Raw genomic sequence first — 25285 nt, forward strand, 5'->3', positions numbered from 1 at the left:
GTTGTTATTATATTTGATATTAAGTATAAAAATTTAGTATATCCATTTGGCTTATAAATTTCTTGTAATTTTATTTATGTGAAAAATAAAATTATATTTACTACTAATGAATTTATTTTGATAAATTTTACGTGTTTTTTATTATTGATTCATTTTATAGCAGTGATAATCTATTAGTGAATGATTTTAAGCATTGATAAAAAAAATGTTTAAGGCAAAATATGATAGATTTTTTCAGAATATTTTTAAAAATAATAAGAATATTAATAAAAATTGCATCTCGTAATTTTATTTTTACATCTATGACTATAGGTTATTTTATTGTTTTTGTATTTATATTATATAACGCGTTATGGAATCAAAAAGGAAAACATCCTTCTCCAATTTTTATAACACGTAATCATCAATCAGACCATATTTTATTAGGTTCTATTCTTACTGACGTAGAACAATTGAAAGATAAAGGAATAATATTTAAAGTAGAAAAAGTAGATGAAAAAGGTAATAAAATATTTTTAAAGAAATCTTCTTAGATGGTATTCCTAACGAATATTTTTTTTAATATATCTAAAAGATAGATCAAAAATATTTTGTTAAACTATAAATTTATTATATTGCATGATAAAAAATTATTTTTTCCCTCCCCATAAATCAGGGCTATCAAGAGGGTTTATAACCGTTATTTCTGGGAATAATTTTTTTATTGTTTTTTCTGTTTTGTGATTAAAGATTAGTTTTAAGTTAGGCCCAGCATCTATAGTAAAATACATAGGAATAGATTGTTTACGTGCGTCCCAAACTCTATTCATTCCCTGGATTGTTTCTTCTTGCCAATATAAAATAGAAGGAGATGAAGCAATCATAGTTGCATGCATTTTTAACGAGTTTTGTTCTGAAAATTCCCCAAATTTGACAAAATCTTTATCTATAATAGCCTGTTTAATATTTACAAGATCTATAGGATTTTGTTTTATCCATTGTGTAAAAAAAGGACAATTATTACGTGTAATTTTCATTGCTTCACGTGATCCTATTTTTTTTTCTTTATTGATTGTCTTAAGCAGTCCTATACGTAAATCAGGCCATTGATTTTTCAATGGAATAGCAAAACTATCCATGCCATTTTTATCTGTTCCGCATATCCATTCGGAAAATCCTCTATAAAACGAACGACAAGCACTACCCGAACCAATACGAGCAACACGAGATAAAGATTCATTTTTTTCTGGAATCGAATAAATTCTGAACAATGCTAAAGTTAAGGCAGCAAAACCAGAAGCAGAAGAAGCTAATCCTGCTTTAGTAGGAATGTTATTAGACGTTTCTATTAAAAAATGCACTTTTTCAAATTGACGAAAAAGATCGCAAAAATGATTTATTCTTTGAAAAAAACTACTATTCGGAGATATTTGTTGACCGTTTAGTATGATACAGTCGGTATCTGAATCAATTACTTTAATATGTGTAGTAGTACCAAAAAGACCAAGACTCAAAGAAAGAGAATTATTGAATGGAAGATTTAATTTTTCATCTCTTTTACCCCAGTATTTACATAATGCAATGTTACTAGGAAGAAAAGCAATGCTTGTTTTTTTGATTATAGGATTACATTCACCGATGTAACTACGTATAATACGACGAAGTGATAGGGGCAATATGTATTCCTTTTGAATGCATGTGACAATCGATAGATTGATAAGGAAGAGAATTTATATGTCCTTTGCCTATAGCAATGACACAGTCTCCTAATCCCGATCCAGAAATTTTAGAAGCCATAATATCTGGTTGTTCTCGAAGTTTCCAAACAATTTCAGAGATTTTTGGATCAGATACTCCCAATGCTTCTAATAATCCTTGCTGTTTATTCATTGTTTGTGCAAATAATTTTAAATTTTTATTACGGAGAGCTTGAGCAGCAATAAGACTTAATTCTCCCATAAGATCATAAATTATTCTGTTTATTTCCTTGATTTCTGGATATTTTTTTTCTGTATCAGTAATTTTTTTTAAAACCTGAGCAGTAGGGGTTTTATACCCTGAATAAATGCAGTGTATGGGTAAAATATAGTCAATATTTTCTATTCTGTATTGTTGCATGCTATAAAAAATCAAGCCTCCATAGATAGAAGCAGCAATATCAATTCCTGAAGATTTTCCTTGTACTTTCAAAACAATATCATGTGCTTTAGTTAGTATTTCTTTATGACAAGGTTTTTTTTGAGATTTAAGCATGAGTAGAGCTGTTGTTATTGCAACTGTAATTGCAGCAGAAGAGCCAAGACCCAATCTAGAATCAATATCAGACGTTATTTTTAAATCACATCCGGATGGTGGTTTTATATTTTCAATTGCTGTTATAATAAAAGAGAATAGGGGATTAAACATTGGAAGGTCAATAGATCCACAGTATTGCCCTAGAGAAGAATCTATTTTGATAAGACGATCTTTTCGTAATTTTAAGGATAAATTTATTCTCTTATCAATAGCAAAAGCTAGTGCTGCATGTTCATGGAGAACTCCATGTTCTCCCATTAGAACTAAGCTTCCTGGTGCACTAACGCTGATTTTATACAAGTGTTGTGCCATTTTTTTCCTCTTTTATTTTATAACATTTATATCCATAGCTGGAAGATAATTCTTCTGGATTATATCCGCAAACCAAAACAAGTCCTGCTTTTTCTCCATAAATACTTCCAGCTCCTGCAACTTTTGCAGATCCTCCTTTATTCTCGATATAACTAATGAATCTACTAACTGATTTTGGGACAACACCAATAGATTGTAAAAGTGATTGATTGATACGTATTAAATTATAGGTTTTTTCTTCGTCTTTTTTTTGGATACTATTCATTATTTCTTTGGTAACATAATTAAATTCGCTCCAAATGCCGCTTTTTGAAAAGTGTTTTTCAACAAAAGAAATGCATTCTCCTGTAGAGCTTTCTGGTTTTCCTGTATTTATTGCCCACCATTCTCCTATAAGAGTTTCATTTTTTATAATAGGCGGAGTATTTATGTTCTTTATATATAATATTCCTCCAATAACTATTGTGGTAGAATCAATGACACCAGTTTTTCCATGTTGAAGACGTTCTATATAACTTGTTTCATGAATGAGTTTTTCTTTATTGCAAAAAGGTTTGTTTGTTATGGAACCTAATGCTAGAGATATTGCAGAAATAACAGCAGAAGAAGAGCCAAAACCACTACCAGTAGGAATAGTAGAATGAATATTAAGAGAGATTCCACGAGAAATATTTTGTAAATGACGATTAAAAATATAGAGAATAAGATCATCTGTATTAGTTAAAACATATGAAATTGAAATTTTTTTTTTAATAAAATCGTTATGTCTTTGATCGATTTGATTGCCAATTGCACGACATTTTTCAAAAGAATATTCTGATAGATTTGGATTTATAATTCGTATTAGTGGTTGTTCAATGGTTGTAAGATAAGCTTTTAAATAAAAATCAATCGTCATAGCTAGTGCTGATCCTCCATATAAAGCAGAATACTCTCCACTTAATATGACTTTAGCTGGAGCAATTCCAGTAGCACTAGGATTTTGTAAAATTTGTTTTTTCATAAATTCGTTTATGGTTTTTGATAGCTGTTAAACGAAATTGATTTGTTGTTGTATTTGGAATTATACAATTTCCTTCAGCGGAAGGAACCATCTCTTTATGTAAATCGCAATATACTTGATAAGATACAGGGATACGAGAGTTTATAATAGATTGATGATGTTTTTTATGTGATTTTTTATGATAGTCTTTTTGTATAACTCCTGAAAAAAATTCTGCCATGCAACCAGACCCATAACTGAAAAAACCTATGCGTTTTCCAGTAAGATCTTCTGATCTATGATGATCCAATAAAGATATAAAAGCAATATATAAAGATGCTGTATAACTATTCCCGATAAGACGATTATATAGCATGGTTATTCCAATAGCTTCTTCAATTTCATTAGCAGCAATATCTTGAACTACTGTTTTAGATAAGTGAATATGTGCTTTTTCTGCCATCCTTGTAAAAGGTTGATGATAACAAAAATACTGAAATTTACTAAAATCATGACCATTGTTTTGTTGATAATCTTGCCATGCTGACTTTAAAGATTGAAGATAAATTTTGGTAGAGTATTTTCCATCAACTAGTGCTGTACTGCGATAATTGGGACGCCAAAAATCCATATAATCATTTGTATACATTCCTGTGGTATGCTCAATTTTTAAAATAGATGCTTTAGATGAAATCAGCATTGCAACTGCACCACATCCTTGCGTAGGTTCTCCAGATGAACCAATATCGTATCGTGCCACATCAGAAGCTACGATAAGTACTTTATATTGTGGTGTTTTAGCTACTAATGCGCACGCAATATGTAATGCACAAGTAGCACTATAACATGCTTGTTTTAGTTCTACTACACGGCAAGAGGAATTTAACCTTAAAAGTTTATGAAGCCATACAGCAGCAGACTTAGACTGATCAACGCTGCTTTCTGTTGCAAAAAATAGAGTATTGATTAAATTTTTATCTTGATTTTCTATTATAGGAAGTGCCGCCGCCGCAGCCATCGTGACAATATCTTCGTCAGGATTGAGGACACTCATTCTTTCTTGTCCAATACCTACATAAAATTTATCTATATCTATACCATTTTTTTCTGCTATTACAGATAGATCTATGTATTGATTAGTAGTATAAAAAGAAATATCTTCTATTCCAATTGCCATAATCAAAATACTCCCTTAACAATGTCTGATAAGATCTGTATTTAGGTATAATTCGCTCACACGTTTTATTCCTAACAAAAACATTGATATGACAAATTCTTTACGAAGGGATTCTATTACAGATACAACTGCGTCAGAAGAATCCATAGCTGGTTTTAAAAAAGGCACAGCCAATCCTCCTAGAGAAGCTCCTAAGATAATAGATTTCACTATGTCTAATCCATTACGCATACCTCCACTAGCAATAAATGTTGCTTTTTTGCAGTAAGGACGAGCCATTTCTAAGGCGAAAGGTGTTGGAATGCCCCAATCTTGAAAAACAATTCCAGCATCTTTAGAGCCACGATGACTTTCGACACGGCTCCAAGATGTTCCACCTCGTCCTGCAATATCAAAATGGCGAATTCCTGATTTCAATCCTAATTCTATGTCTATAGTAGAAAGACCGCAACCTACTTCTTTAAGGAGAATAGGGACGTCCATTTCTGATGATAGCATAGCAATTTTTGAACTTATATTAGAAAAATTAGTATTACCATTTGGTTGAATAACTTCTTGCAATGGATTGAGATGAAGAAATAACCCATCTGCTTGTAAAACATGAACAGCTCGACGTGCTTCTCTAATACCAAAATCATAATTTAATTGCACTGCACCTAAATTAGAAATGAGCACTGTATGAGGAGCATATTTACGTAGGGAAAAGCTTTCAATAGCATTATTATCAGAAAACATGACTCTTTGTGAACCTACAGACATTGCTACCTTTGTTTTTTCTGCTGCAATAGCGAGATTACGATTGATATGCTCAATCATTTTATTATTTCCTCCTGTCATAGAAGAAATTAATAGGGGAAATGATAGTCTTTTCCCCAAAAAATCAATAGATGGATCAACTTCATCAAGGGATATTTCTGGTAAAGCTCTATGTATTAGATGCCAATCATCGAAAAAATTTTTTTTTCGATCTACTTCAGAATCATTACATACAATATTTATATGATCAATTTTTCGATCATTTACCATTTAAATGATTCCTTTCTAGACGTAAATGAGCTTTCATCAATTCGCCAGGATTTGTTTGTGCAGCAATAAGAGACAATTCTCCACATAATACCGTTGCAGCACATATTGCTGCAAGACGGCGGGCATTATCTCCCTTTTCCCGTTCTTTAGTACAACCTAATGCTGTCAAATTATCCATTATAGCAGGAATGTTCTTACCATTCCCAACGCATCCTAGAATTAAATTTGGTATTGTACAAGAAAAGTAAAGATAATCATTGTGCATTTTGGCATATGTTAAACCTTGAGATCCTTCAACAATATTAGCAGCATCCTGTCCTGTTGCTAGATAGTATGCAAGTAGCATATTAGCAAAGTGGGCGTTAGCTGAGCGTATACCTCCTGCTAAAAAAGTGCCAATTAAATTCTTTTGCGTATTAAGCCTTATGATATCTTCTGGAGAAGTTCGTAGGTATTTTTTACATATTTCACGACTAATCGTTATTTCTGCTACAAAATTTTTCCCTCTTCCCATAATACCATTGATGGCTGTTGCTTTTTTATCTGAACAAATATTTCCAGAAATTGATCCATAACGCAAATAAGACCAATTTGATAATATCCATTTCATGACAGCATCTGCTGCTTTTGTTACCATATTATGTCCTGAAGCATCTCCAGTGGAAAATTCAAGGCGTAGAAAAAGTAGATTACTAGCTATTTGAGAATGCAATTGAATAAAACGAGTAAATTTACTTGTTTGTTCTGCAACTTTTGATATTTCTTCTTTTCTAAGAATGATTTCTTGTAATGCTGTCAAGGCCATTTGTGCATTTTCTGTTTCAAAAAATATAGAACGTGTCATTTTTTCGTCAATAAGTGTTGCACGTATACCATTTTGACAAAGCATTGAGATATATGCACCTCGTTTTACAGAATACCAAAGTGGATATTCATAAGTTGCAAGAGGAACTACTACTTTTTCTTGCATAACATTTCCTGTTATGTTGATAGGTCCTATCCAATTCATTGGTATTAATATGCTTGATGTTTTTTTCATATTTAAATTTGTCACTTAGAAAGTCTTTATTCTTGTTATTGTTCTACAACTAATAATTGTACGTTTCTATCTTATCCAAGTACAATTATTTTTCACTTTGTTCATAACATAATAAATAATTTATTTTAGAACTTTTCTTTATTTTACATTTTTACATATAAATAAATATTTCATTGTTAAATATCAGATCAAAGAAGATATTTTTTAATAGTAGAAGTTTTTTTGCTATTTCAATAAACTCCTATTATAGAATAAACAAGAAATAATACACAAAATAATATTTCTACAATAGGGTATTTATTTTTTAATAAGGGAAAGCAAAATCTCCGATGATAAGGCCAAAGTAATTGTATGCCAGCTGGTGTGATGATATCTGCGACTAGATGGCTTATATAACCAATTATGAGAGAATCTTGTAATCCTTGATAAGGTGTTTCATGTTCTGATGGGAAAGTATTATATACCAGATATCCATATAATATAACTGCGAATATACTGTGTGTAAAACCTCGATGCTTTAATATACGATAAGGATAAATAAAAAATCTATTAATACGTCGAGAAATAAAAGATTTATGATGATCAATATCTGGTAAATGACAAGATAACAACGATCCCAAAACCACTATGCCCCATTCGGCGTTTTCTAATGACGTTAAAAAATTGATTTTTTTTGCAATAATAATACTAGCTAGGGCAAATATGCAGTGTCCTTTAAAAGTCATTTAAAATCACATATATCAATCGGTTTCAGACAATATAATTCTATCAATTATTAACAATAAGAACACAATTACTTTTATTGATAATTAGTGTTTTATAATTATCTTTTTCTATCATATTTTTTTATCATATATATTATTTTTATGTAGTATTATTGTAATATTTTATTTAAAATAAATACACCAGTTGGCTGGGTAATCGCGCTTCAAAAAAATATTATTTTTTTAGAGTGAGGAAAGTCCGGGCTCCATGAAAACTCAACGTCGGATAACGTCCGGCAAAGGTGACTTTAGGGAAAGTGCCACAGAAAAAATACCGCCTTTAAATCAAAGGTAAGGGTGAAATGGTGGGGTAAGAGCCCACCGCGTTTTTGGTAACAAAAACGGCATGGTAAACCCCGTTGGGAGCAAGACCAAATAGGGATAACGAGGAGCAATTAATGCTCCAGATTTGTTTTCGATCTAGTTATTCGGGTAGGTTGCATGAGGTGCTTTGTAAATAGCATCCTAGATGAATGATTACCAGTTTCCTATATGGAAATACAGAACCCGGCTTATAGGCCAACTGGTTTGATATTGATTATTTTTATAAATAAAAACGCATTTTAATTATTTGACCAGTAAATATTAATAGTTAATATTTTAAATTATATATAAAAAATTTTCTTATAAATAGAATAAATTAGTGTGTATATAATATATTTGTAATTTATAATTGTGGGATAACATATTTCATATCGTATTTATAGATAAAATAAATGGGGTATGTTTTAGTGTGTTGTTTCAAAATCAAAAAAAATATTCATGATTGCAAGGGAAGTATTAGTTTATTAACCGCTATTATATTGACTGCAATTATATTTTCCATAGTGATGGCAGTTGAGTGTTCTCATGCATTCTGGATGAAAATAGAAATACACTCTATTTTAGATCGTTCTCTTTTAAATGTAGCAACACAAATAAAAAACGTTCCTGGCGACGATCAATATAAAAATAAAACAAAAGATATGATACGTCGTAATTGGTATGTTGATTTTCGAAATGAATTAATAACAAATGGATTTATAAAAGAAGCTGATGATTTAATTAACTCTACATCACTATTCATTAGCCAAGAGGACAACAGGTATAATTTGGTAGCCACTTCTCAATATAAAATGCCATTAAATTTTCTTACTTTCTTTCCTTCGTTTAAAGATATTGGTCATATTAAAGTACCAGTAATTAGTTCTATAAAGATAAACTATGATATTAATTATGGAATGGATATTATGATTGTCTTGGATGTTTCAGGTTCTATGAAAATAATTTTGCCTCCAAAAATACCAGAGAAAAGAATAGATGTTGCTACAAAATATATAATTTCAATGTTAGATAATATGGGAAAAAAAATAGATGTTAATAACTTTATTCGAAGTGGGCTAGTAACATTTTCTGATAAAATTGTAGAAATTGTTCCTCTGTCATGGGGTATAAAAAATGTTAGGTCAAAAATAAAAAATGTCATAGTTGAAGGTGGTACAAATACAACTCCTGGACTGCGATATGCTTATAATGAGATTTTCAGCCTTAAAGAAGTTGCAAGTCATCTTTCAAAAGGGCATAATACCTACAAAAAAAATATCATATTTTTGACAGATGGAGACAATAATACGCTTGGAAGCAATTATGATAGTCTTAAATTATGCAAAGCAGCGAAGGAACAAGGAGCAGTAATCTATGCGATTGGCATTCAAATAGATTCTGAGACAGCTAATAAATTTCTTGAGCATTGTGCTTCTCAAAATGGTTTCTTTAAAGTGAAAGACTTATTAAGTGATATGAGTAGTGCTTTTACATTAATTAGAAAAGATATGTTGAAAAAAAACTTATTATATGACAAATAGTAAATTACTATTTTGTTGTTATTACTAAATCAAAATGGATATTAGATAAATATAGTATATTAAATATATTATGGGGAAATATCCTTTTTTATATTAAAATATGTGGAAAAACATTAAAGATATAAATAAAAAGAAATAATTATCATATTGTAATCAAGTTATTAATATATAGTCGTATATTTTTTTCTGCACAATCGATCCTTTTTTGTTATTTTATAATAGAATTGATTTTCTATTTTCATATGTATTCTAGAAAAAACATGATAGATATAATCGCAGATTGAGGGTTTCATTAGGTGAGAATTTATTGAGAATATTTTCTTTTTATTATCTTTTCAGAGTAAATTTTATTTGTATTGCTGTTTTAGGAATGAGCTCTTGCTTTTTTTCGTCTGTTTATAAGGATGATGGTATTGAATATTTTCCAGAAAGTATGTACGGCGTAAGTGCTAGCAATCGTATTGCTTTTGGTAATAAAATACCTATAGGAGGAGGATATTACTTTTTAGGTAAGCCTTATAAGATTAGAGGAAGATTATATATTCCTAGACAATATATCTCGTATGCAGCAGTAGGAATGGCTTCTTGGTATGGCAAAGCATTTCATGGACGTTTGACAGCTAATGGTGAAATTTATGGGACAGAATACATTACGGCGGCTCATCCAACCCTTCCTCTTCCTTGTTATGTTCGTGTAACTAATTTAGAAAATGGTATATCTCTTGTTGTGCGTGTTAATGACCGAGGTCCTTATCATAATAATCGTCTTATCGATTTGTCTAATGCAGCAGCAAAAATTCTCAGAATTGAGGAAAGGGGAGTATCAAAGGTTCATGTAGAATATCTTGGAATGGCGACGTTAAAAGCTAATGATCAAGAATATCTCAGGTCTACTGTTGAATTTCAAAGGAAGTCTATAAGGATGCCTTTAGGATGTAAGTATCGTGAAGAAGTTGTCAAGATACCTTTTCTTTTAACACGTAGTCATATTGTTAGTTTGGACAACTGTGATGATGACAGTTTGCAAAAATATCGTGATATATCTTTAAAAAAGCAAAGAGATACGAATCTTATTCCAATTCCTACTGATTATTCCAAAAGTAGAAAAATAAAAAAAGTGCCAATACCATCCAAAGTATAAGCTATTATACCGCCATAATAAATTAATGCGTTATATAAAAAACACTATAAAAATTTTTTATAATCATGGTTTTTCAAAAATATATTATTTAAAAAATAATTTAGATAATATTCCAATGGAATTTAATAAAGAAGGAATAGATTAGAATATTTTTATTAATTAACTATTCCTTCTTTAAGTATTACTCATTCTTTTCTTCTGGAATACTATTATCTTCGTCAGATTCGCGTGCAATCTCGTTTTTTAGATAAGCAAGATCTATAAAATAATCGGATTGGCGACGTAATTGATCGGACACCATAGAAGGATTGGATAAAACCGTTGAAACAATCGTAACCTTTTTTGCTCTTCTTTGAAGAGCTGATGTTAAAGTTACGAAATCTCCATCTCCTGAAAAGATAACGAGATGTTCTACTCCTTCTGATTGTTCGAAAGCATCTACTGCTAGATCTACATTCATACTTGTTTTTACTCTTTTTCTTCCATTAACTTCTGTAAATTCCCTAGCCGTTTTTGAAACTACTTGGAACCCATTATAATGCAACCAATCAAGCAAAGGATGTAATGGTGAAAATTGCTGTTCTGAATCTTCAAGAACAGTAGTGTAGTAGTATGCCCTAAGTACTCTAGCACGTGATTTGAATGCTTTAAGAAGCTTTCTATAATCAATATCAAATCCTAATGCTTTAGAAGAAGCATAAAGATTAGCACCATCAATAAAAAGAGCGATTTTTTCACGAGGATCGAACATTTTTAATTATTTACCTATTTTTAATCGTTTTACCTAATTTACTTATTAACTTAAAATATCGTGATATCGTGTTAAAATGAAAATAAATATTTCAATAATATACATGCTTTAATTCAAAAAACCATCTTGTTCGACTTAAACGAGTATATTCATGTATTTTGTTTATTAAAAATATGCTTAGGATGCAATAGGACACTTATATAGTTTATAATGAAAAACTTGAAATGACCAGTATTTTATTGTAAAATGTCGGATAATATGCTTTGTTTAGATTTTATTTTGTTGCTTTTAATTATTTTCGAGGTTCATATGGCGCGTACTACTGTAGAAGATTGTATTGATAAAGTAGAAAATAGATTTCAACTTGTTCTTTTAGCAAGCCATCGTGCAAGGCATTTATCGCAAGGAGCAAAGCCCACAGTTGCTACTGGGAATGATAAGTATACAGTGGTTTCTTTGCGTGAGATTGCAAGTGGGACATTGTCTGCAGATGACCTTGAAGAAGATTTCATCCATTCTCTTCAAAAACATGTTGAAGTTGATGAGCCTGATAATCCTGCCGAAAATTCTGATTTCTCTTGGAATAAACCAGAGTCCTTATCTTTTGGACAGATGTCTGAAGGAGATCTATTAGAAGGTATTGATAATATAATTGCTCCTGATAAAAGGGATGATTACTAAACTATTAAATATTTTTTATTATTCATCATGTGATGTTATCCTAGATTAATTAATCTTTGGCAGTATTTGCTTTTATATCTGTTTCTGTTTCTGTTTCTGTTTCTGTTGCTTTTATTATTCTTATAATATCTATTATGTTAACTTATGGTATAATTGGTATTTCATCAGATACTTATGATGTAACTATTCATATCGCATTGTTAGTGTTTAAAGATTACTGGTCCTTCTATTGTTTCGTCACTTAAAAAAATCTATTGGGGAAAGATTTTTCTATATGATATTAGGTATAGGTAATGATATAATCAATATTAAACGTATTGATGGTTTGTTGCGTAATTTTAATGGAAAATTTGAATTGCGTTGTTTTTCTAAATCAGAACAAAGTATTTGTGATCTTTCTTTCCATCGTGCTGCTGCTTATGCAAAGCGTTTTGCCTCGAAAGAAGCTTTTTCTAAAGCTATTGGCACAGGAATATCTAATGGTATTTCGTGGCAAGATATAGAAATTTTTAATCTTCCTGGAGGCAAGCCATATATTTCGGTATCCGGTCGTGCTTTTGATATACTGCATTCTCTTGTTCCAAAAGGATATAGGCCTGTAATTCATTTAACAATAAGCGACGATTTTCCTTTTGCTAATGCATTTGTCGTTGTAGAAAATAAATTGTTATAAGTATGATATTTTAAAAATAATTATATTGTGATTTCTTCTTTTTTGAATCATAAAAATAATTTGAGGAGAATATAATAAATATGTGGATGAAAAAGAAATGGAGATACAATCTGTTTTTAAGTGATACTATAAAATCAATTCTACAAGCTTTGCTTTTTGCTATCTTAATTAGAACTTTTTTATTTCAGCCTTCTGTTATTCCAAGCGGATCTATGATACCTACTCTCCTAGTAGGTGATTATATTATAGTTAATAAGTTTTCCTACGGTTATTCCAAATACTCATTTCCTTTCTCATATAATTTGTTTAGCGGTCGTATTTTTGATTCTAAACCTAAACGTGGAGATGTTGTAGTTTTCCGTTTGCCAAAAAATCCGACTATTGATTATGTAAAGAGAGTCATTGGTTTACCAGGTGATAGGATATCGATTAAGAATAGTATCATATATATTAATGATATACCTATTACACGTCATTCAGAAGGATATTTCTCGTATCACTATAAAGAAGATTGGAGTATTGATGTTCCTCTTTTTAAAGAAACATTAGATAATAACGTTACATATAAAGTGCTTTCTCAAGATTTTTTATCATCTAGTAATAATATATCAGATTTTTTCGTTCCTAAAGGTCATTACTTTATGATGGGTGATAATCGAGATAAATCAAAAGATAGTCGTTGGTCTGACGTTGGTTTTATACCAGAAGAAAATCTTGTTGGTAGAGCTAGTCTTGTACTTTTTTCTGTTGGAGGTGATACTCCATTAAGTAAAATATGGCTTTGGATTCCAAACATGCGTTGGAATAGATTGTTTAAATTTTTGTGATATCATCATTGCAATATTCAGATATAGAAAAAAAAATAGGGTATACTTTTACTAATAAAGATTTATTAGTAAAAGCTTTAACTCATTCTAGTGTTGCTAGTTCTTCGCAAGAAAGTTATGAAAGATTAGAATTTCTTGGTGATCGTATTCTTGGTCTTTTGATATCAAGATTATTGTTTAATCATTTTGATTCTGCTAAAGAGGGAGAGCTTTCAATTCGTTTTAATTCTTTAGTTAGTGCAGAAACTTGTTTTCAAGTTGCAAAAGAATTAAATATTTCTTCTTTCATTCGTGTTAGTTCTGATCTTAGGAGAGAGGTTTGTAATTTCATTACGAGTATCCAGGCTGATGTTGTAGAGAGTTTAATTGCTGCGCTCTATCTTGATGGAGGTATGGACGTAGCAAATACTTTTGTAGAAAAGTATTGGAAAGATCGTGCTTTTAAAAGTGGAAAATTGCGTCGTGATGCTAAAACTGAATTGCAAGAATGGGCACATGCTAAATTTGGAATTACTCCAATTTATAAAGTTACTTTTCGTTCTGGTCCAGACCATGATCCACGTTTTACTGTGATTGTTAAGATTGCTGGACTTGATCCAGGTCAAGGAATAGATTGTTCAAAAAGAGCTGCAGAACAAATAGCAGCTGCAGAGATTTTGAAGCGTGAAGGAATTTGGATCTGATTATTATATAATATGGAGATTGGTAAAATTATTTTTTCTAACGAACAAAAAGATATTGTACCAGATAATAGTCGTTCAGGATGTGTAGCATTAGTTGGCGCTACCAATGCTGGTAAGTCTACGCTTATTAATCGCTTTGTAGGAGCAAAAGTTTCCATTGTCACCCATAAAGTACAAACAACTCGTTCAATTATACGAGGTATCGTTTCAGAAAAAGAATCACAAATAGTATTTCTTGATACTCCTGGGATTTTTCAAGCTAATGATTCATATCATAAACTCATGATCCGTTCATCTTGGAGTACTATTAAACATGCAGAAATTATTTGCTTTGTTGTAGATAGTAATCGTGGATTAAAAGTTGATGTATGTGATATTTTAAAAGAAATTGGAAAACGTTCATGCAGGTTGATTTTAATTTTAAATAAGATTGATTGTGTGAAACAGGAAAGTTTACTTGAACAAGCTGAAATAGCAAATAAGCTAGCATCTATAGATAAAACCTTTATGGTATCAGCAACAAAAGGCCATGGTTGCGATGACGTATTAAATTATTTATTTTCTAAATTGCCCTTATCCCCATGGATTTATTCTTCTGATCAAATTACTGATCTTCCTATGTTTTATTTTTCTGCAGAAATTACGCGTGAAAAATTATTTTTGTACTTGCATAAAGAGATACCTTATTCTTCTTTTGTAGTGACTGAACAATGGGAAGAAAGAAAAGATGGCTCGGTATTAATACGGCAGGTAATTTATGTAGATCGTCCTAATCAAAGAAAAATTGTTATAGGTAAGAATGGGCAAAATATCAAAAATATTTCTTTAGAAGCAAAAAAAGAAATATCAGAAATACTAGAACAAACTGTTCATTTGATTCTTTTTGTTAAGGTACAAAAAGATTGGATGGATGATTCTAAATATTGTTCACAAATAGAAAGTTTTTGATAAAAATAGTATCGTAAGGAAAATGATAAAATATCATATTAAAAGCTAGATATTTTTTTATGAATTATTATTTTGGTAATTCTACAACATGGGGTTTTAATGAAACGTAAACGTCTTGCTATTGTTCTTGCTGCAGGTAATGGATTTAGGATGAAGTCTTCTTCTTCCAAGGTATTACAGAAAATTGCAGGGAAACCTATGATTTCTTATGTTATGGAAGCAATCGTTTCTGCAGGTATCAGTGATGTTGCTTTGGTTCTAGGTTATGGATCAGAAGAAATTAAAAATATTAATTTTCCTTCTTCTTTATCAATAGAATATTATATTCAAGATTGCCAACAAGGAACTGCGCATGCAGTTTTAACAGCACAGGATGCCATTAAACGAGGATACGATGATGTTATTATCTTGTATGGTGATGTTCCGTTAATTTCTTCTAACACTTTAGAAAAAGCATTTGATAAAATATCTAAAGGATATTCTATTGCAGTAATTGGATTTTATACTAATAATCCCGATGGATATGGTCGTTTATTGACAAAAAATAATGAAATAATAGCCATTCGTGAAGAAAAAGATGCTACGGATGAAGAAAAGAAAATAAATTATTGTAATAGTGGATTGATGGCTATTGATGGCCATAACATCATGAATTTTCTTCTTAAAATTAATAAAAGTAAAATTTCACAGGAATACTATCTCACAGATATCATTGAAAAAGCAAGGTTAGATGGGAAAAATATTGCAAGCATTGATGTCCAAGAACAAGAAGTATATGGTTGCAATAATCGTTATGAACTTTCTATAATTGAACATATCTGGCAATTACGTTTTCGTCGTCAAATGATGATATCAGGTGTTACAATTATTGGTCCAGAAACTGTTTTTTTCTCTCATGATACTATTATAGAACCAGATACAATCATTGAACCTCATGTTGTTTTTGGATGCGGTGTAAGAATTGAAAGTTCGGTACAAATACGTTCTTTTTCGTATTTAGAAGGAGTGCATATTGGTAAAAACACTATTATTGGCCCTTTTGCTCGCGTAAGGCAAGGAACACAAATAGAACAAAATGTTCGGATAGGAAATTTTTGTGAGGTTAAAAAAACTACTATTGGAGAAGGAAGCAAAATTAATCATCTGAGTTACGTTGGTGATAGTGTTATAGGTACCAATGTCAATATAGGAGCAGGCACTATTACCTGTAATTATGATGGTGTTAACAAACATACAACAAATATCGAGGATAATTCTTTTATTGGATCTAATTCTTCTATAATTGCCCCTATTACCATTGGTCGAGGTACTTATGTGGCATCTGGCAGTGTTGTCAGAAAAGATACTCCAGAGGATGCTCTTGTGTTTGCTAGAGCTCGACAAGTTATAAAAGAAAAAGGTAGTTTGTTATTCAGGAAAAAAGAATAATATTTTAACTAATGATTCTAATAGTAGATTTTTTTTACCAAAATATCTTAGTATTGTTGATTGTTTTAATAAATTATATTTCATATCAGTAGAGGTAGTTTTTAAAAAATGTGTGGCATAGTTGGAATTATTGGGAAAGAATCTGTAGGATCGCGTCTTATTGAGGCTTTAAAGCGTCTTGAATATCGTGGATATGATTCTTCTGGAATGGCAACAATTTATGATTGCAAAATTCAATGTATTCGCTCAAAAGGTAAAATATCTGAATTAGAAAAAGAATTTACTACAAATCCATTAAAAGGGAATATAGGTATTGCTCATACCCGTTGGGCAACTCATGGTTTACCTAACAAAGAAAATTCCCATCCTCATTGTATTGATGGAATAGCTGTTACGCATAATGGTATTATTGAAAATTTTTCTATTCTGAAAAAAGAACATTTTCCCTCTCAACAAGTTTTTTTGACTGATACGGATACAGAGGTTATTGCGTGTCTCATAGCAAAATTTATTAAAAATGGTTTTAGTAAAAAAGAAACCATGCAAAAAGTTATGCAATTATTGACAGGATCATATTCTATAGCTGTTATTTTTGAGGACGATCCTGATTCTATTATTGTAGCTCGTAAGGGACCTCCTTTAATTATTGGTCATGGCGAAGGAGAGATGTTTATCGGATCAGATGTATCAGCTTTCGCTTCACTAACAGACAAAGTTAGATATATGGAAGACGGTGATTGGGCCATTATTAATAATTCTGGATTAATAATTTATGATTCACAAGGTAACGAAGTAGAAAGACCAGTTCATGTAATACAAATTGCTCCTATTCTTATCGGGAAAGGTAACTTTCGTCATTTTATGGAAAAAGAAATTGATGAGCAACCCGAAGCTATTTATCGAGTTCTAAATCACTATATTAATCTGTCAGATCATTCAATAATTTCCAATATTTTTAATTATGATTTTGCCAATATATCAGGTCTTCTAGCTTCTTCTTGTGGAACTTCTTATCTGTCTGGATTAATAGGAAAATTTTGGTTTGAACGTTTAGCAGGATTAAAATTTGAAATTGATGTTGCCTCGGAATTTCGTTATCGAGATTTTGTTTATTCTTCCAAATGGTCTTCTTTATTTATTTCTCAATCAGGTGAAACAGCAGATACTTTGGCATCTCTTCGTTATATGAAAACAAATGGTTTGAAAATAGGATCTCTTGTAAATGTTGTTGAATCAAGTATTGCTCGAGAATCAGATTTTGTATTTCCAATTAAGGCAGGGCCAGAAATAGGAGTTGCTTCTACTAAAGCGTTTACATGTCAACTAGTAGTCCTTTTGATTATGGCAATATATGCTGGAAAAGTAAGAGGTCATATTAATGTAGAACAAGAAAGAAAATTAATTAAAGCTCTTGTTGAAGTGCCTCGTAAGATGTTTGATGTATTGCAAAATATTTACCCGCAAATAGAAAAGTTATGTTATGCATTAGTAAAGAGCAAAACTTTATTGTACATAGGTAGGGGTTCTAGTTATCCGTTAGCATTAGAAGGTGCTTTGAAGATAAAAGAAGTATCTTATCTTCATGCAGAAGGTTATGCGGCAGGTGAATTAAAACATGGTCCTATAGCTTTGATTACTGAAGATACTCTTGTTGTTGCCATAGCACCGTATGATCGTTTCTTTCAAAAAACTTTGTCTAATATACAAGAGGTAGTAACTCGAGGAGGTCGTATTATTTTTATCACAGATGAAGAAGGTGCAAGTAGACAAGAGTTTCCATCTTTGGAAACAATTATTCTCCCTAATATGGATGAAATTATTTCACCTATCGTTTTTTCTTTACCTATTCAAATGATAGCTTATTGTACAGCTATCTTGATTGGTACAGATGTTGATCAGCCTAGAAATTTAGCGAAGTCGGTTACAGTAGAATAATTGTTTTTCAAAAGGTATAAAATTATATTTAATGAGAGGATGTTTTAATATGAAAAATGATTCTTTTCATTCCTCTATTTCAAAAAAGATTAGAAATAATTTTTTTTCTGGTCTAATTATATGTGCACCTATTACTATAACAATCTGGTTAAGTTTTTCTTTAATCCATTGGTTTGATAGTTTTATCATTCCTTATATTCCTATTAAATATAATCCCGAATATTATTTTGATATTTATATTCCTGGTTATGGATTATTATTGGTTATAGTTTTTATTAATATTATTGGATTTTTAGGAAGAAATCTCTTAGGAAGATTTGTATTTTTTTTAAGTGAATTTATATTAAATAATACGCCTATTGTTCAACATTTATATAAAAGTACTAAGCAGATTATTCGTACTATTCTAAAAGAGGATTCAAAGTCTTTTAAGAATGCTTGTCTTGTAGAATATCCTAGTTCTGGATTTTGGTCTTTATGCTTTTTGACTGCGGATGTCAAAGGCGAGTTAAAAGAAAAATTTGCAGATTTAGGTCACAAAGATATGGTAACAGTTTTTATACCACCAACTCCTTTACCAACAGCTGGTATGCTTGTTTTTGTTCCTAGAGAGAAAGTTATTAAGCTTAAAATGAGTGCTGAAGATTCTGCAAAAATGTTGATATCTGGTGGTATTGTTGTTCCTGATCATATAATTTACGACGAAAAATCTAAATGTAATTATAAAAAAAATAAAATTTGAGATAGGCTTGTTATCCTGCTTCAATAAATTGAAATACATCGTTATATTGATATATGTATAGAAGTATTCGTATAGATTTTCCTCGGATGCTGGTTAGATTTGGATCTTTTTGAATAATATTTATAGCATCTTTGCGTGCAATTTCTAACAAATAGCTATGAAATTCAGGTTGAGCAATAAGAAATTTTGGCATGCCAGATTGTTTTGTTCCAAGGATTTCTCCTCCTCCTCGTATTTTTAAGTCTTCTTCAGCAATAAGAAATCCATTTTCTGTACTTTTAAGTATTGATAATCTTTTATAACTATTTTGATTCAGAGGATATTTACATAAAAGAATGCAACTAGATTTTTCTTTTCCACGTCCAACGCGTCCTCGTAACTGATGAAGTTGTGCAAGACCAAAGTATTCTGCGTTTTCTATGATTATAATTGAAGCATCTACAACATCAACTCCTACTTCAATTACGGTTGTTGCAATTAATATTTTACAAATACCGTTTTTAAAAGAATCCATAATTGATTTTTTATTAAGATCAGACATTCTTCCATGAATCATTGCAATAGATGATGCAAAATGTTTTTTTAAATCATTAAAACGTTCTATTACCGAAAAACAATCTGATTCTTCTTTTTCATCTATTTTAGCACAAATCCAATATGCTTTTTTCCCTTGCGACAAAACTATTTTGAGTCTTTCGATAACTTTATTTATTCTACTAATAGGAATAATAACTGTTTTAATAGGTTCTCTTCCCTTAGGTTTTTCAGTTATTTGGGAAACATCGATATCTCCTAAAGAAGTTAGAATAAGTGTGCGAGGAATAGGTGTAGCTGTCATGAATAAGACATGTGGATAAGTTCCTTTATTAGTTAACTGAAGACGTTGTTGGACTCCAAATCTATGTTGTTCGTCTACGACAACTAAAATTAGTTTGTGATATTGCACAGAATCTTGAAAAAGAGCGTGGGTTCCAATGATAATTTGTGCCTGACCATTAGCTATACGCTCTAAAACTACTTTTCGTTGTAATTTTGTCATATCTCCCGTAATAATTTCAACACTAATTTCAGTATCTTGCGTGTATTTTTTTATAAACTCATAGTGTTGGTATGCTAGAATACCAATGGGAGCCATAATAACTGCCTGGCCTCCAGATTCTACTGCTGCTGCCATTGCAATTAATGCTACTATTGTTTTTCCAGATCCTACATCTCCTTGTAGGATACGTAGCATTCTATTTTTTTTCGATATATCATTAATAATATCTTTGATAGCAAATTCTTGACTTTTTGTGAGAGAAAAAGGTAAATTTTTCAAAATCTTTTGATAAATATGTCCTTTAACATTTATTGGAATTCCTTCTTCTTTTTTAAATTGTTTTCGCATAAGTAATAATGCGATTTGTCCAGCTAACAATTCGTCATATGCTAATCTTTCTCTTGCTGGAGATCCCCATTTAAAATCTTTCTTATCACGAGGATTGTGAATAATGTTGAATGATTCTGATAAAGAAGGAAAAGATTTTTTTTGTAATAAATATTCTTCTATCCATTCTGGTAATATTGGTATTCTTGATAGTGCTTCAGCTATGATTTTTTTGAAAAAATAATCTGAAAATCCTTTTGTAAGAGAGTAAACTGCTTCAATAGTAGGAAATTTTGTATTTTGAAAATCATGAAAGAATAAATTAGGATGAACCATGGTAAATTGATTTTTTATTTTTTTTATTTGTCCTGTAACTGTTATGTTTCTTCCTTCAAAAAAAATATTTTTTAATTTATAAGTGTTTTTATAAAAGAATAACAAGCTTATTTCACCAGTTTCATTCCTGAGGATGATTCTATAAGGTCTTTTCCCATGAAGTTGCAAAGAAGAATTATGACTAATATAACCAGTTATTGTTACAATTTTTCCATCTGAAATTTCCGAAATCTTTGGACAGTAACTACGATCAATAAAAGATGAAGGATAATGAAATAGGATATCTATAAAACGTATTTCTCTTGCATTATTACGATCTATAATTTTGGATAAAAGAAAAGAATATTTTTTACCGACGCCACGAAAATTTGATATAGGAGAAAATAAGGGATTGAGACAAGAAGGACGCATATTTTATATGATTACAATCAATAATGAACACTCTTATTATGTAGGAGATTATAGCAATATGTTTAAAATAAGTAGAGTCATTAAATGAGAAATGATGTAAATCTGCATTGTAGCAAAATTATCTATCGTTGTTGGAGAAGAGGCACACGTGAAATGGATCTTATTTTAGGATCTTTTGTCGATCTATTTATTTTAGAAATGAGTAAAATTGAATTAGATATGCTTGAATCTATTATAGAAGAGGATGACTCCAACCTTTTTAAATGGATTACAGGAATTGAAAAAGCTCCAGAACATTTGCATACTCCTGTTTTTAAAAGAATATGTGATTATTATTCTACAAATTGTCATAATAATGAAAATAGTCCAAGGAATATCAAATGATATTTGGATCTGATATTAAAAAAATCAATGAAAAATCTTGTAAAAAAGTTACTATTTCTCCATCTATTGCAGGTACTGAAGGATTTATTTTAGGAGAAATAGCAAGCTTTGGTTTATCTATTCTTTATATTTGTTCAGATGAACGTGATTTAATCAATATCAATAAAATACTTAAGTTTGTTGTTCCTAATATTAAGGTGATAATTTTCCCCGCTTGGGATTGTCTTCCTTATGATCGCATATCACCTTCTCCTAGTGTAGTGACAGATCGTCTTTCTTGTATTTCTCACCTTAATTCTTGTAATTCATCTAAAGAAACAATAATTATACTTACTACTGTCAGTGCTTTGATGTGCCGTTCTATCAATCTTATGTCTATCAAAGATTGTGAATTTTCAATAAAATCTAAAGATCATATTAGTATGGCAAAGATTATAGAAAAATTAGAAATCAACGGTTTTCAAAGAGTTAATACTGTATATAAAGTAGGTGAATATGCTGTTAGAGGAGGTATTCTAGATATTTACGGTCCTACTGAGAAATATCCTGTACGATTAGATTTTTTCGGAGATAATATTGAAAGTATTCGTCTTTTTGATTCAGGTACTCAACGTACGATTAGAAAAATTTATGTTTTTAAAATCAATACCTTAAGTGAAGTTGTTCTTACCCCTGAAAACATTAGTCTTTTCCGTGAAAATTATCTTGCAAATTTCGGTGTAACCACGCAAGAGGATCCTCTATATGATTCTATTTCGCAAGGGCGTCGATATCCTGGTATGGAGCATTGGTTGCCTTTTTTTTATAAAAATATAGAAACAATTTTCCCATATTTAAGCGAATTCTATATAGTAATAGATCCTTTTGTTAAAGATACAGCACGTAATCGTTCTCAGTTAATTCAAGATTATTATGAAGCTAGATTACAGTATTCTTCTGACAAAAAGCAATATTCTGTTTATAAGCCTATTTTACCAGAAAAACTTTATTTAAACCATCAGCAATTTGATTCATTGATTCACACTTCTCGTAAATTAATTCAAATATCATCTTTTAATCAACAAGAAACTTCTATTAATAATGTTGTTCATCTTAATATATTTCCAGGAAAAAATTGGGTTCCATCTTCTATAAAACACTTTGAATCTCCAGATAAATTGGAATCAGGCGACAGATTTGATAAATTTTTGAGTTATATTTCTCAGAAAATTCAAAAAGGAATAAAAATAGTCATAGTTGCGTCCTCGAATGGATCATTACAACATTTAACTAGTCTTATAGAAAAGCGTGGTTTTAATAAAATAAAATATATTAATTCTTTAAAGGAAATAGATTCTCTAAGAAAAGAAGAAATTGCATCAGCAGTCATTCCTATTAATAAAGGATTTGAAACATATAATATGATTCTTGTGACTGAAACAGATTTGCTAGGTAAGAAAATAGTACGTCGTGTTGTTCGCAAAAAAAAAATTCATTCACATGATTTAGTTGATTCTTCTAGTATTGAAGAAGGATCTATTATTGTTCATGCAGAACATGGAATTGGGAGATTTGCGCGTTTATTTACTATTGAAGTATCTGGATCATTACATGATTGTCTTGAATTGCATTACGCTGATAATGCAAAATTATTTGTGCCAGTAGAGAATATTGATTTGATTTCTCGATATAGTAGTAGCACTGAAGATGTTACGGTAATATTGGATAAGTTAGGAGGATCTTCTTGGCAAACACGTAAATCTAATTTAAAAAAACGTCTTGAAGATTTAGCACAAAAACTTGTAGATATAGCAGCAAAAAGATCTATTCATAATGTTCCTCCACTTACTGTTTCACAGGATTTGTATGATCAGTTTGTAAAAAAATTTCCTTATGTTGAAACAGAAGATCAAGAACGAGCAATTGATGCAGTAATGCAAGATTTTTCCAGTGGTCGACTTATGGATCGATTAATTTGCGGTGATGTAGGATTTGGAAAAACAGAAGTTGCATTGCGAGCTGCGTTTATAGCAGTCATGAATGGATTTCAGGTAGCAGTAATTGCTCCTACAACTATTTTGGTTCAACAACACTTTAGATTATTCTCTGAACGTTTCAGGGATTTTTCAGTTCGCATTGCAAACATTTCACGTTTTGTAAGGTCAAAGGAATTAAATCTCAATAAAAAAGCCATTGCAGAAGGTCAAGTAGATATTGTTATTGGTACTCACGCTTTGCTTAATCCAAAAATTATTTTTTCTAATCTTGGATTAATTATTGTGGATGAAGAACAGCACTTTGGTGTTAAACATAAGGAAGCATTAAAGGCAACTCATAATGGAGTACATGTTTTAACTCTTTCGGCAACACCTATACCTCGCACTTTACAATTAGCGATAACAGGTGTTAGAGAATTATCTTTAATTAACATGCCACCTATTAATCGCATTGCTTGTCGAACTTCTATTTCAGTTTTTGATCCTTTACTAGTTCGTGAAACCTTAATGCGTGAACATTATCGTGGCGGTCAAAGTTTTTATGTATGTCCTCGTCTCTCTGATTTAGATAAATGCTATGAATTTTTACAATCAGAAGTCCCAGATTTTAAAGTAGCAGTTGCACATGGACAAATGTCTCCTAGAAATCTTGAAGAGAAAATGAATGCTTTTTATAAAGGAGAATACGATATATTGCTTTCTACTTCTATTGTGGAATCTGGATTAGATTTGCCAAAAGCCAATACAATGATTGTACATCGCGCTGATATGTTTGGTTTAGCACAATTATACCAGTTACGTGGTAGAGTTGGTAGATCAAAAATTTCATCATTTGCTTTATTCCTATTGCCTGAAAATAGTCCTTTAACTACTGCTGCACAAAAACGTTTGAGGATTTTACAAACATTAAATACTTTAGGATCAGGATTCCAGCTGGCTAGTTATGATCTTGATGTTCGCGGAACAGGAAATCTTTTGGGTGAAGAGCAATCAGGTCATATTAAGGAAATAGGTTTCGAATTATATCAAAAAATGCTGGGAGAAACTGTTGCGTCAATTAAAGGTCAGAAAGAATTAGTTGATAGTGATTGGTCTCCTCAAATTTGTATAGATGCATCTGTTATGATACCTGAGAGTTATGTCTCTGATATTAATTTACGACTTTCTTTATATCGTAGGCTTGGCAATATTAAACATCATGAGGATATAGGTAATTTTAAAGAAGAAATAGTAGATCGATTTGGTCCATTACCTATTGAAGTAGTATATCTATTAAAAGTAGTATATCTAAAATTGCTTTGTAGGATTGCTAATATAAATAATATGGATATAGGTCCAAAAGGTATTATTGTACATTTTCGTAATAAGACTTTTCATAATCCAGAAGCATTGCTACAGTATATTAAACAGCAAAAAGGAAATGTCATTATTAGGCCTGATCAGAGTCTTGTTTTTTATTGTGAATTACCAACTATTAATAAAAGCTTCGTTGAATCAAGAAGAATTATTGATGAGTTGATAAAAATGATTAATATTGATATAAAAAACTAAAGTAAAAGCAGTTATCAAAATAACATAGTATGAC

General features: G+C 30.7%; 23 protein-coding genes and 1 other RNA gene. 15 read left to right on the forward strand and 9 right to left on the reverse strand.

The window, feature by feature from the left end:
* Window positions 1-221 precede the first annotated feature (221 nt).
* A complete protein-coding gene (locus tag GY664_RS01035; protein ID WP_333947608.1) occupies window positions 222-533 on the forward strand; it encodes a hypothetical protein in 312 nt (103 codons plus the stop codon).
* Window positions 534-629: 96 nt separating this feature from the next.
* Here GY664_RS01035 and mvaD read toward each other — a convergent pair whose 3' ends face one another.
* From mvaD to GY664_RS01070, 7 genes are all read right to left on the reverse strand, one after another.
* Window positions 630-1655 (reverse strand): diphosphomevalonate decarboxylase, encoded by a 1026-nt coding sequence (gene mvaD, locus GY664_RS01040; protein ID WP_333947609.1) that lies wholly within the window; start codon window positions 1653-1655, stop codon window positions 630-632.
* A complete protein-coding gene (locus GY664_RS01045) occupies window positions 1624-2586 on the reverse strand; it encodes a mevalonate kinase family protein (protein ID WP_333947610.1) in 963 nt (320 codons plus the stop codon). Before GY664_RS01045 ends, mvaD begins: the two co-directional genes overlap by 32 nt.
* Window positions 2567-3589: a mevalonate kinase family protein gene (locus GY664_RS01050; protein ID WP_333947611.1), complete on the reverse strand. Its 1023-nt coding sequence runs from the start codon at window positions 3587-3589 to the stop codon at window positions 2567-2569. The genes GY664_RS01045 and GY664_RS01050 overlap by 20 nt, the downstream gene beginning before the upstream one ends.
* Entirely contained in the window at window positions 3561-4745 is a 1185-nt protein-coding gene (locus GY664_RS01055; protein WP_333947612.1) for a hydroxymethylglutaryl-CoA synthase, read from the reverse strand. The genes GY664_RS01050 and GY664_RS01055 overlap by 29 nt, the downstream gene beginning before the upstream one ends.
* Window positions 4746-4760: 15 nt before the next feature.
* Window positions 4761-5771 (reverse strand): type 2 isopentenyl-diphosphate Delta-isomerase, encoded by a 1011-nt coding sequence (gene fni, locus GY664_RS01060; RefSeq protein ID WP_333947613.1) that lies wholly within the window; start codon window positions 5769-5771, stop codon window positions 4761-4763.
* Complete coding sequence (locus tag GY664_RS01065) at window positions 5761-6810, reverse strand: hydroxymethylglutaryl-CoA reductase (RefSeq protein WP_333947614.1); 1050 nt, start codon at window positions 6808-6810, stop codon at window positions 5761-5763. Before GY664_RS01065 ends, fni begins: the two co-directional genes overlap by 11 nt.
* A 230-nt stretch (window positions 6811-7040) precedes the next feature.
* A complete protein-coding gene (locus GY664_RS01070; protein ID WP_333947615.1) occupies window positions 7041-7535 on the reverse strand; it encodes a metal-dependent hydrolase in 495 nt (164 codons plus the stop codon).
* A 180-nt stretch (window positions 7536-7715) separates the two neighbouring features.
* On the opposite strand from GY664_RS01070, the gene rnpB reads away from it, so the two are divergent.
* The 3 genes from rnpB to GY664_RS01085 all read left to right on the forward strand — a co-directional run bounded on the left by rnpB (window position 7716) and on the right by GY664_RS01085 (window position 10559).
* Window positions 7716-8105, forward strand: an RNA gene (gene rnpB / locus GY664_RS01075) — RNase P RNA component class A.
* A 185-nt stretch (window positions 8106-8290) separates the two neighbouring features.
* Window positions 8291-9418, forward strand: coding sequence for a vWA domain-containing protein (locus tag GY664_RS01080; RefSeq protein WP_333947616.1), 1128 nt, complete (start codon window positions 8291-8293; stop codon window positions 9416-9418).
* 307 nt (window positions 9419-9725) lie between these two features.
* A complete protein-coding gene (locus tag GY664_RS01085; protein WP_333947617.1) occupies window positions 9726-10559 on the forward strand; it encodes a septal ring lytic transglycosylase RlpA family protein in 834 nt (277 codons plus the stop codon).
* A gap of 181 nt (window positions 10560-10740) precedes the next feature.
* Here the strand turns inward: GY664_RS01085 and GY664_RS01090 are convergent, their stop codons facing one another.
* Complete coding sequence (locus GY664_RS01090) at window positions 10741-11310, reverse strand: LabA-like NYN domain-containing protein (RefSeq protein WP_333947618.1); 570 nt, start codon at window positions 11308-11310, stop codon at window positions 10741-10743.
* A gap of 309 nt (window positions 11311-11619) precedes the next feature.
* Between GY664_RS01090 and rpoZ the strand changes: the two genes are divergently transcribed.
* From rpoZ to GY664_RS01135, 9 genes are all read left to right on the forward strand, one after another.
* Window positions 11620-11991, forward strand: coding sequence for a DNA-directed RNA polymerase subunit omega (gene rpoZ, locus GY664_RS01095; RefSeq protein ID WP_333947619.1), 372 nt, complete (start codon window positions 11620-11622; stop codon window positions 11989-11991).
* A 56-nt stretch (window positions 11992-12047) separates the two neighbouring features.
* Window positions 12048-12236 (forward strand): hypothetical protein, encoded by a 189-nt coding sequence (locus tag GY664_RS01100; RefSeq protein WP_333947620.1) that lies wholly within the window; start codon window positions 12048-12050, stop codon window positions 12234-12236.
* A 29-nt stretch (window positions 12237-12265) separates the two neighbouring features.
* Window positions 12266-12664: a holo-ACP synthase gene (acpS, locus tag GY664_RS01105; RefSeq protein WP_333947621.1), complete on the forward strand. Its 399-nt coding sequence runs from the start codon at window positions 12266-12268 to the stop codon at window positions 12662-12664.
* A gap of 80 nt (window positions 12665-12744) precedes the next feature.
* Window positions 12745-13491, forward strand: a complete 747-nt coding sequence (lepB, locus tag GY664_RS01110) for a signal peptidase I (RefSeq protein WP_333947622.1) — start codon at window positions 12745-12747, stop codon at window positions 13489-13491.
* The gene (gene rnc / locus GY664_RS01115) at window positions 13491-14174 is read left to right on the forward strand and encodes a ribonuclease III (RefSeq protein WP_333947673.1); all 684 of its coding nucleotides are present in this window, start codon (window positions 13491-13493) and stop codon (window positions 14172-14174) included. Before lepB ends, rnc begins: the two co-directional genes overlap by 1 nt.
* Window positions 14175-14186: 12 nt before the next feature.
* The gene (gene era / locus GY664_RS01120) at window positions 14187-15122 is read left to right on the forward strand and encodes a GTPase Era (protein WP_333947623.1); all 936 of its coding nucleotides are present in this window, start codon (window positions 14187-14189) and stop codon (window positions 15120-15122) included.
* Window positions 15123-15221: 99 nt separating this feature from the next.
* On the forward strand, window positions 15222-16550 hold the full coding sequence (glmU, locus tag GY664_RS01125) for a bifunctional UDP-N-acetylglucosamine diphosphorylase/glucosamine-1-phosphate N-acetyltransferase GlmU (protein ID WP_333947624.1): 1329 nt from the start codon (window positions 15222-15224) through the stop codon (window positions 16548-16550).
* A 108-nt stretch (window positions 16551-16658) separates the two neighbouring features.
* Window positions 16659-18485, forward strand: a complete 1827-nt coding sequence (glmS, locus tag GY664_RS01130; protein WP_333947625.1) for a glutamine--fructose-6-phosphate transaminase (isomerizing) — start codon at window positions 16659-16661, stop codon at window positions 18483-18485.
* Between the two features lie 49 nt (window positions 18486-18534).
* On the forward strand, window positions 18535-19227 hold the full coding sequence (locus GY664_RS01135) for a DUF502 domain-containing protein (RefSeq protein WP_333947626.1): 693 nt from the start codon (window positions 18535-18537) through the stop codon (window positions 19225-19227).
* A 10-nt stretch (window positions 19228-19237) separates the two neighbouring features.
* On the opposite strand, the gene recG is transcribed toward GY664_RS01135, so the two are convergent.
* Window positions 19238-21340: an ATP-dependent DNA helicase RecG gene (gene recG, locus GY664_RS01140; protein WP_333947627.1), complete on the reverse strand. Its 2103-nt coding sequence runs from the start codon at window positions 21338-21340 to the stop codon at window positions 19238-19240.
* 84 nt (window positions 21341-21424) lie between these two features.
* Between recG and GY664_RS01145 the strand changes: the two genes are divergently transcribed.
* Both GY664_RS01145 and mfd read left to right on the forward strand, forming a co-directional pair.
* Window positions 21425-21724, forward strand: a complete 300-nt coding sequence (locus GY664_RS01145) for a succinate dehydrogenase assembly factor 2 (RefSeq protein ID WP_333947628.1) — start codon at window positions 21425-21427, stop codon at window positions 21722-21724.
* On the forward strand, window positions 21721-25251 hold the full coding sequence (mfd, locus tag GY664_RS01150; RefSeq protein ID WP_333947629.1) for a transcription-repair coupling factor: 3531 nt from the start codon (window positions 21721-21723) through the stop codon (window positions 25249-25251). Before GY664_RS01145 ends, mfd begins: the two co-directional genes overlap by 4 nt.
* Window positions 25252-25285 lie beyond the last annotated feature (34 nt).

The sequence above is a fragment of the Candidatus Liberibacter brunswickensis genome, from assembly GCF_036858155.1.
GTDB lineage: Bacteria > Pseudomonadota > Alphaproteobacteria > Rhizobiales > Rhizobiaceae > Liberibacter > Liberibacter brunswickensis.

Coding starts and splice junctions, on each gene's coding strand:
- GY664_RS01035 (WP_333947608.1), top strand. CDS start 222: ATGATAGATTTTTTCAGAATATTTTTAAAAATAATAAGAATATTAATA.
- GY664_RS01045 (WP_333947610.1), bottom strand. CDS start 2,586: ATGGCACAACACTTGTATAAAATCAGCGTTAGTGCACCAGGAAGCTTA.
- recG (WP_333947627.1), bottom strand. CDS start 21,340: ATGCGTCCTTCTTGTCTCAATCCCTTATTTTCTCCTATATCAAATTTT.
- rpoZ (WP_333947619.1), top strand. CDS start 11,620: ATGGCGCGTACTACTGTAGAAGATTGTATTGATAAAGTAGAAAATAGA.
- GY664_RS01055 (WP_333947612.1), bottom strand. CDS start 4,745: ATGGCAATTGGAATAGAAGATATTTCTTTTTATACTACTAATCAATAC.
- glmS (WP_333947625.1), top strand. CDS start 16,659: ATGTGTGGCATAGTTGGAATTATTGGGAAAGAATCTGTAGGATCGCGT.
- GY664_RS01050 (WP_333947611.1), bottom strand. CDS start 3,589: ATGAAAAAACAAATTTTACAAAATCCTAGTGCTACTGGAATTGCTCCA.
- fni (WP_333947613.1), bottom strand. CDS start 5,771: ATGGTAAATGATCGAAAAATTGATCATATAAATATTGTATGTAATGAT.
- GY664_RS01135 (WP_333947626.1), top strand. CDS start 18,535: ATGAAAAATGATTCTTTTCATTCCTCTATTTCAAAAAAGATTAGAAAT.
- lepB (WP_333947622.1), top strand. CDS start 12,745: ATGTGGATGAAAAAGAAATGGAGATACAATCTGTTTTTAAGTGATACT.
- glmU (WP_333947624.1), top strand. CDS start 15,222: ATGAAACGTAAACGTCTTGCTATTGTTCTTGCTGCAGGTAATGGATTT.
- era (WP_333947623.1), top strand. CDS start 14,187: ATGGAGATTGGTAAAATTATTTTTTCTAACGAACAAAAAGATATTGTA.
- mfd (WP_333947629.1), top strand. CDS start 21,721: ATGATATTTGGATCTGATATTAAAAAAATCAATGAAAAATCTTGTAAA.
- GY664_RS01070 (WP_333947615.1), bottom strand. CDS start 7,535: ATGACTTTTAAAGGACACTGCATATTTGCCCTAGCTAGTATTATTATT.
- acpS (WP_333947621.1), top strand. CDS start 12,266: ATGATATTAGGTATAGGTAATGATATAATCAATATTAAACGTATTGAT.
- GY664_RS01065 (WP_333947614.1), bottom strand. CDS start 6,810: ATGAAAAAAACATCAAGCATATTAATACCAATGAATTGGATAGGACCT.
- GY664_RS01145 (WP_333947628.1), top strand. CDS start 21,425: ATGAGAAATGATGTAAATCTGCATTGTAGCAAAATTATCTATCGTTGT.
- GY664_RS01090 (WP_333947618.1), bottom strand. CDS start 11,310: ATGTTCGATCCTCGTGAAAAAATCGCTCTTTTTATTGATGGTGCTAAT.
- GY664_RS01080 (WP_333947616.1), top strand. CDS start 8,291: ATGGGGTATGTTTTAGTGTGTTGTTTCAAAATCAAAAAAAATATTCAT.